The sequence below is a fragment of the Acinetobacter sp. ANC_7511 genome (assembly GCF_056779975.1).
In genome coordinates this window covers 1-1,290 of record NZ_JBWYIY010000043.1, presented here as the reverse complement: position 1 = coordinate 1,290, position 1,290 = coordinate 1, and the positions used below count along the sequence as shown (strand labels likewise).

Here is a 1,290-nt window from a genome sequence, read left to right as displayed (position 1 = left end):
GTCCTAAGTTTGCGGCTGAAATGGAAGCACACGTTCGTGAATACGGTGTCGACATCATGAACTTACAACGTGTGTCTGACATCAAAGGTGCAGATGAAACTGCCAACGGTTTAGTTGAAGTGACTTTAGAGAATGGTGCAAAACTTGAATCGAAAACGGTCATCCTGTCTACAGGTGCACGTTGGAGAGAAATGAATGTACCAGGTGAGCAAGAATACAAAACACGTGGTGTTGCGTACTGCCCACACTGTGATGGTCCATTGTTCAAAGGCAAACGTGTGGCTGTGATCGGTGGTGGTAACTCTGGTGTTGAAGCTGCGATTGATTTGGCTGGTATCGTTGAACATGTAACATTAGTTGAATTCGATACTAAACTACGTGCTGACCAAGTCCTTCAAGACAAGTTAACCAGTCTTCCAAACACGACTGTCATCAAAAATGCGTTGTCTACTGAAGTTGTTGGTGATGGCAAACAAGTCACTGCACTGAAATACAAAGACCGTGCGACAGATGAAGAGCACACAGTTGAATTGGCGGGGATCTTCGTACAAATCGGTTTGTTACCCAACACGGATTTCTTAAAAGAAACCCAAGTTGAGTTGACCAACCGTGGTGAGATTGTGATTAACGATCGCAACGAAACCAATGTAAAAGGTGTATTTGCTGCGGGTGATTGTACAACAGTACCTTATAAACAAATCATCATTGCCACTGGTGAAGGCGCGAAAGCATCACTGTCAGCGTTTGATTACATCATTCGTTCTGGACAGTAGTTCAATCGTATTCTTTAAATAAGAAGTTCTTAGTTTTGTAGTTTACAGAGGTTGAAGATGCTAACACTTCAGCCTCTTTTTTTGTAATCATTCACTTGCTTTATATTATTTTTTAAATCAAATCTGTATTTTATTTGTAATTTTATTTCACAATAAATGGGTGTTTTGTGTAACACGACCTGTTTATCGTGTCTATTTTTTGTTTAAATATTAAGAAATTCTTTAGCCTTATTAAATTATAAAAGCAGATAATAACCATGCTTGCCAACATCTTTTCGGCATTGGAACAGCTCGGTCTAACTGCCCAAAACAGAGCCCTCCACATCCAATTCAGTCATTCACAGCTGAATAGCCAAGTCTTCCTACAACGCATCGATGGCAGCCATGCCCTTAACGAAGGCGTGCAAGCAGAACTCATCTGTCTCACGACCAATGCCTTAATTCCACTCAAACAATTCATCGGCACACAAGTGGCCGTCGATCAAGTCACCGATCAAGGAACCCTGTTTAGAACCAC

Annotated in this window: 1 protein-coding gene and 1 pseudogene; both read left to right on the top strand. The window is 41.3% G+C overall.

What is annotated here, in order from left to right:
* Window positions 1-773, top strand: a 773-nt coding sequence (locus AC1M9L_RS14710; RefSeq protein ID WP_481592546.1) for an FAD-dependent oxidoreductase, incomplete at its 5' end; no start/stop codon positions are given.
* 257 nt (window positions 774-1,030) lie between these two features.
* Window positions 1,031-1,290, top strand: a pseudogene (locus AC1M9L_RS14705) (type VI secretion system tip protein VgrG); the annotation flags it as partial.